Origin of the sequence: Phormidium sp. FACHB-592 (assembly GCF_014695795.1) — a bacterium.
Lineage (GTDB): Bacteria > Cyanobacteriota > Cyanobacteriia > Leptolyngbyales > Leptolyngbyaceae > Stenomitos.
In genome coordinates this window covers 1-5,985 of sequence record NZ_JACJOZ010000084.1, presented here as the reverse complement: position 1 = coordinate 5,985, position 5,985 = coordinate 1, and the positions used below count along the sequence as shown (strand labels likewise).

General features: G+C 48.7%; 8 protein-coding genes and 1 pseudogene. 5 read left to right on the top strand and 4 right to left on the bottom strand.

Going from position 1 to position 5,985, the window contains the following annotated elements:
- The first annotated feature begins 383 nt into the window (after positions 1-383).
- The 3 genes from H6F86_RS23810 (at position 384) to H6F86_RS23800 (ending at position 2,394) form a co-directional block, all read left to right on the top strand.
- Complete coding sequence (locus tag H6F86_RS23810; protein WP_190451976.1) at positions 384-704, top strand: hypothetical protein; 321 nt, start codon at positions 384-386, stop codon at positions 702-704.
- Positions 705-1,715 carry a hypothetical protein gene (locus H6F86_RS23805; RefSeq protein ID WP_190451974.1) on the top strand — a complete coding sequence of 337 codons (1,011 nt, stop codon included), beginning with the start codon at positions 705-707 and terminating at the stop codon, positions 1,713-1,715.
- A gap of 190 nt (positions 1,716-1,905) precedes the next feature.
- Positions 1,906-2,394, top strand: coding sequence for a 3'-5' exonuclease (locus tag H6F86_RS23800; RefSeq protein WP_190451972.1), 489 nt, complete (start codon positions 1,906-1,908; stop codon positions 2,392-2,394).
- Positions 2,395-2,535: 141 nt separating this feature from the next.
- On the opposite strand, the gene H6F86_RS23795 is transcribed toward H6F86_RS23800, so the two are convergent.
- From H6F86_RS23795 to H6F86_RS32435, 3 genes and pseudogenes are all read right to left on the bottom strand, one after another.
- Positions 2,536-2,733, bottom strand: a complete 198-nt coding sequence (locus H6F86_RS23795) for a hypothetical protein (protein ID WP_190451969.1) — start codon at positions 2,731-2,733, stop codon at positions 2,536-2,538.
- Between the two features lie 108 nt (positions 2,734-2,841).
- Complete coding sequence (locus H6F86_RS32440; RefSeq protein ID WP_277881706.1) at positions 2,842-3,375, bottom strand: DUF1016 domain-containing protein; 534 nt, start codon at positions 3,373-3,375, stop codon at positions 2,842-2,844.
- Between the two features lie 78 nt (positions 3,376-3,453).
- A pseudogene (locus H6F86_RS32435) lies at positions 3,454-3,903 on the bottom strand (DUF1016 N-terminal domain-containing protein); the annotation flags it as partial.
- 480 nt (positions 3,904-4,383) lie between these two features.
- On the opposite strand from H6F86_RS32435, the gene H6F86_RS23785 reads away from it, so the two are divergent.
- Both H6F86_RS23785 and H6F86_RS23780 read left to right on the top strand, forming a co-directional pair.
- The gene (locus H6F86_RS23785) at positions 4,384-4,572 is read left to right on the top strand and encodes a hypothetical protein (RefSeq protein ID WP_190451966.1); all 189 of its coding nucleotides are present in this window, start codon (positions 4,384-4,386) and stop codon (positions 4,570-4,572) included.
- 307 nt (positions 4,573-4,879) lie between these two features.
- Positions 4,880-5,338 (top strand): hypothetical protein, encoded by a 459-nt coding sequence (locus H6F86_RS23780; protein WP_190451965.1) that lies wholly within the window; start codon positions 4,880-4,882, stop codon positions 5,336-5,338.
- A 407-nt stretch (positions 5,339-5,745) separates the two neighbouring features.
- Here the strand turns inward: H6F86_RS23780 and H6F86_RS23775 are convergent.
- Positions 5,746-5,985 (bottom strand): GlsB/YeaQ/YmgE family stress response membrane protein (locus H6F86_RS23775; RefSeq protein ID WP_190451963.1); only part of this gene is annotated, 240 nt, incomplete at its 5' end.

The following is a 5,985-nucleotide window of genomic DNA, read 5'->3' as shown; positions in this document are numbered from 1 at the left end:
TGAAGGCATGGTTTATGTGGTCATGATTCGGTTGATGCTGAGGCGGTTAACAAACAACCGACGAACGAGGAACTTGAAACCTGCTTAACCAGCATTTACAAACACTTTCTAAAAGGTCTTTTAGAAAAAAATAAAAACTTGGTGAATTTGAGATCTAGAGTTAATTTACTATTTGATGAGATAAAGCGTATTAAAGAAGATGGTAATTATGTAACTCTGGACGATCGACTGGAAGCTATTGTTCGTAACATCATTTTCTTAATGATCGATTCCCTTAGTGAAAAGGAAGAGAAAGGATTGTCAGAGAGAATCAAGAAAGAACTCGAAAAAATAACGTTTCTGTTGCAAGAGAAAGCCTTACAAAAGAGAGAGTAAAGTCAATCTTGATAGGAGGCGTAGGACTTCCCGCGATCGCTCTTCCGATTGCTTCAGGGATTATTTTGCAGCAACTAACACAGGGCTTTATGGCATGGATTGTGATTCATCTGCTAGCGGTGGCAGGCATAAAACCTCTGGAGATAATTGTTCTTGGATTCTTTGCTGGTCCTGTGGGATGGGCAATTGCTGGGGCTGGAATTCTGACTAGTATCGGTTTTGCAGCATCAAAGTTTAATGACAAGAAGAAAGAAATTTTGTTTTTAGAAACGATTTTCTCGATTTATAGTTGTCGCTATCAAAATCGACTACAAGCAAGGGAGTGGTAAATGAACACACCTCAATTTTTGGTCGGTGTTCCTAAAGAATTTATTGAGGGACTATTTAGCGGAAAATACTACGTTCATGGAGTCATGCTAAAAAGTGGAATAACTCATCAGGTTGTGGCACATTTGGAGCAAGTAGCGCCTCTAGCTGAATTTTCCTTCAAAACGTTGCTGAATCTTCCCACTCTGAATTGGGTTTCAGGCATAGCTGAGACTCTATGGACAAACCATCAATTAAAGCAAATCCTGGATATTGTTCAACAGGTCCAAACACTGGCAATGCTTGATACTGCTCTCTTAGGTGTGAATATCGGCATTAATATTGCAGGATTTTATTTGATCAGCAAAAAGTTGGACAGACTTGATCAAAAAATGGTGAGTATTGATGAAAAACTCTCTATTTTGATTAGAAAACAGTGCAAGGATCATTTGAAGAAGATCTCGATCCTGTCTAAAGATACAGTATGTTTTGCAGATAGTCTGGAAAATGATGGATTAAATGATGCTCTTGACGTCCAGGTTATGCGCATACTCAATGACCTGGAAGTAGAACTCAAGTTTTTGATCCAAGATTGTAGTCGGCGAGAGCAAGATAGTATTTCTCTAGATTATGTCTGGGTTGTTTATGCTGCCTATGCCAACTTGCTTAAAGGATACCTAACCGCTAGATACCTTGCTCACAAGCGATTTCGGCAATTGCAAGAACGAATCAAAATTTTGCAAGACTTAGGTGAGCTGCTGCGTTCTCCCGCTATTTTAGGAACACTCTATGAACAGTGCGTGGATACCGCAGAAAGATTGCTGACTGAACCAGAAATTGAAGATATCATCACCTTGTATAAGGTGGGGTGTTGCCAGTCTATGCAGCGAGTACAGGCACAGTTTGAGATTTTGTCCAAAACGCCGCCAGAAAATTATGAGCGGTGGCAGCAGCAACTATCATCTTCTCCAGAACCACTCATCTGGCTACCACATCAAGTGAGTGAGCAGGTAAGTGGTGTGATTTACAAATGAGTAGCGCTACAACAGGCAGTAGAGCCCATCAGTAGGTGGTAGCTGTTGGCAAAAGTACGGCATGCAGAAAGGATAGAGTTCTACGGACTGCGCCACTCATTTACTAACTGCGCTAAATAATCTGCACATTTACATTTGGGCTGATGATGAAGGCGCACATCGCTTTGACCGTTGGTGCCATCACTGCCTTATGACCACCTTTGTTGCCTTAGATTTTGAGACCGCCGATCACGGACGCGATAGCACCTGCTCTGTGGGCTTGATCCGCGTGGAAGACGATCAAGTTGTGCATCGGGTGCATTATTTAATTTGTCCGCCGCGTGCGAGTTTCCGCTTTACCCATATCCACGGGATTCGGTGGCAGGATATGGCAGACCAACCGACTTTCGGTGAACGATGGGCTGCGATCCAACCCCTCTTGCAGGGTGCCGCTTTTCTCGCCGCCCACAACGCCTCCTTCGACAAAGGTGTGCTCTACGCTTGCTGTGACCTTTATGACATGCCGCGACCAGTACAATCCTTTGCTTGTACAGTGCAACTGGCTCGCCAAACCTGGAATCTGCGTTCGACGAAACTGCCCCATGTTTGTGCCTACCTCGGCATCGAGCTAGAGCACCATCAAGCGTTGTCTGATGCCGAAGCGTGTGCTCGCATTATCCTGGCAGTGCACCAGTCATAAAACGCTTGCCAGGAGGGGCGTTGACCCGAGCCGCAGACACGAAGGTACAAGTGGGGGTAAGAAGGCTCATCCATCTTGAGTGGTGGGTTAGCGATGATCGCAGTGAGGTTGAGTAGACGAAGCCAAAGCCAGCCAGAGGTGTTAGGAGCGTGTTCGCTTGACCAAACCAGGATCTGGTTGAGACGGTTGCTCTTTGGGCACTGGTGACGATGGCACACTAGAGCCGCGTGCTTGTCGCCGAAACTCCCGCACCTCTGCTTTCAATTGCCGCAACAGTGCCGCATGACGTGACTGCTCTGCTTGCTCCCAGGCATTGTCTAGCCGTTCAAAGTCACTCATCTTACGTCTTGCCGATACTGCTCAAGCCCATCCACATTAGCGCAGGGTGAAGCTTAGGGAGACAAGTAATCGCCATCAGCGGCAACCGAACCACAAGCCGTCTTCTCCTCAGTCTGTCGCTGCTTCTGCCTGCTCGACCACCAGCACTACCGTATTTAACTCCATCTCCAGTTGCTCGATCGTTGGCAAACTCGTCTCCAGTGGCTTGGGCAACCCACCCGTCAATTGATGGGTGGAAACGCCGATCGGCTTATTCACATCCCTCAGGGCATACTCTGCCACGGCTTTGTTCTTCGACTTACAGAGGATGATGCCAATCGTCGGCTGGTCATCCGGGTGGCGCAGCAGATCATCCACTGCCGACACGTAAAAGTTCATCTTGCCAGAAGACTCTGGTTTGAATTCAGTCATCTTCAGGTCGATCACCACGTAGCAGCGCAGCCGCAGATGGTAAAACAAGAGGTCGATATAAAAGTCCTCACCCCCGACTTCCAAACGATACTGATTGCCCACAAAGGCAAACCCCACTCCCAACTCCAGCAAGAACTCTCGGATGTGGTTGACCAACGCATTTTCCAAATCTCGCTCTTGGGCAGTTTCGCCCAGGCTGAGAAAATCGAAACAATAGGGATCTTTAAGCAGTTGATGCGCTAAGTCCGATTGCGGTTGGGGTAGGGCGCGATTAAAGTTAGTGACCGCTCCCCCCAGGCGCTGATAGAGTTGGCTTTCAATTTGATAGACCAGAATATTGCGGCTCCAGCCATTTTCAACGGTCTTCTGGGCATACCAAAGGCGTTCAGCCTGAGACTTCAGCTTCTCCATCAAGGCAATGTTGTGATACTAGGTAATTTGTGCAAGCATCCCTTGCACAATTGGTTCTTCTGGATAGGTTTCAGCAAAGGCTCGCATGTACTTGAGGTTCCGGGGCGAGAAGCCCTTCATCTCTAGGAATTCCTTTTGCAAGTCCTTTGCCAGTTTGTCAATGACTTTCGCTCCCCAGCCTTGCTGCTGCTGCCGGGTTAAAATCTCTCGTCCGATTTGCCAGTAGAGCAGCACCAGTTCGCGGTTCACTGCCAGCACTGCACGTACCTGGGCTATGCGAATCCGCTCTTTTAGCGCTCGCAGCAGGACATCATAATCACCGCCGATGTTGGATAACTCCTTCGCCATGACTCAAACTCTTGAGACGTTGCTAGATCATAAGTTCTCATTGACCTTTTACCGTCGTTTCTGAGGTGCTTTATACAAGCGACGACTGCACCAGCAAAGCCGCCGAAGCTCTTGCACGTCAGATGCTTTTGGCGATCGCCCCCCTAGTTAGCGGTGAATCCTGAACTGCCAGAAATAGATTGTAACGACCTGCACACAGCGTTTTTAGGGTTTTCAATGCCTCTGTTTCACTGGTTTGCGACAATGTGCACCACGTTTGCTACCCTTCCACCAATTAATGGAAAACTTCCCTGCTCAGCCAGTATCACTGCATCCCACTTGAGCAGACAGGGCTTCTCCTACTCGTGCTCTCTAGTCCAAACAGCAGCGTAGCGTGGCTCTACGTACTGCGACCTGGGTGAGGGGGGACACCACTCCGCACAGTTGTCGTATGAATCAGTTAGACTGCATAGCTTTGAAGCAGACTGAAGGTGACTTACTATGCCTCAACCGACCAAGCAGCAACAATTAGCTGTCCTGGCTCAATCAGAAGCAGCCTTACACTTAGCGAGTGTGAAGTGTCAGAAGGAGCCACGCAATAGCACTTTTCGCCTGGAGCAAGCACAGTGGCAGGCAACGGTGAAAAGACTGAGAGCGCAGTTATTTGGGCGGGGAGGGCGTGAAGGCTAGTGAAGGAAAGCAGAAGGTGAGAGACAGGGCTGCGGCACAACCTCATAGCAAGAGTCTAGAGACGGCACTGAGGCAGCGTAGGTAGCGTCCCTCCCCCTCAACGGAACGTCTTATGGTACTCACTCTTAAACGCAACGGGTCCGTACATGTGTTCTTTTCATCACGGAGGAAAAGAACACATTCAACTGCCTCGGCTCTAGCGCCTACAAGACCACCCAGCGGAACCATTGCTTGAGGTTTTGTGGAAAGACTGCCTTGAGTCATGAAGTGATCAGTAGCACTTGTTAGCATTGTTACTTGAAAGACCGTGAACCAGCTTGAAATTGAGCATCGTAATCAAGTCCTGCGAACCTACCTTGAAGGTCGCAATTGGGACGGCAATGGTGAATACGCCTTGAAACGGCAACTTGTCCTCATGAGCACTCAGTTACTTCCCGACTACCCGTATGTGATTGAGGATGAATGGGAAGTGGAACCCGGTCGCACGGATCTCGGACGTGGAGACCTTGTGTTTACGGACGGCGCTGGCTGTTTTGCTGTAGTGGAAGTGAAATGGCTTGACCTTGAGATCACAGGACGTACTGGTACAACCAAACGCACGAGTAACCGCAAGAAACGCCTCGCTGTTAAGGAGCAGGCACTTACTTATGCCAATCTCTATACAGAGCTAGCTTTAAGTACGTTCGAGGCTGTCAGACTGATAGAAGCCTTTGTGTTTACGAACGAATATCAGCAACCTTGTCTCCTACAAACAAAGAATTTCTAAAGACAGCGGCACCCATAACTTTACCGACCTAGCCTGGTCGTGCTTTGTCTACTCATGGCGCGAGCGCTTAGAGCCGTACGCGTTCTTCCCGCACTGGTTAAAGCGTCAATAGCGGTCAGTACAAAGCTCCCTCAAGTGGTGGAAAACCCACAGCAAAGTTTTCTGCCGCAAGGAATGCCTTGTTTCTTGTTTGACTTTACTAGCGAAAGACGTAAGTGCCCCTCGACTCGCACTAAGCTCGAGGAGTGGACTCCCGAGTCCAAGCAAGATGTTCAATTGACGCTGACCCTCATGCGCTAAACAGCTATGGGAGTCAGCCTTCCTGCCACTAAACGATCGCCATGCAAAAAGCCCCTGTACTTGCAGGGGCTTCATTGCTACTTAGGGCTAGTTGTTGGCTTCAATACTTAGTAGGAAGCGCTCCGACGGGTCACAGCATAGTAGATGAACAGCGCAACAATCGCGCCCAGCACTGCGACTAAGATGCCGCCCAGGCTCAGCCCGGCTGAGGTCAACGCTATGGTACCCGTGGTTAAAAAGCTGAAGAGGCTACCACCGACAAAAGCACCGACAATACCCAGAATCATGGTGCCCAGGATGCCACCACCTTGGTGCCCAGGAAACAGCGCTTTGGCAATCGCGCCCGC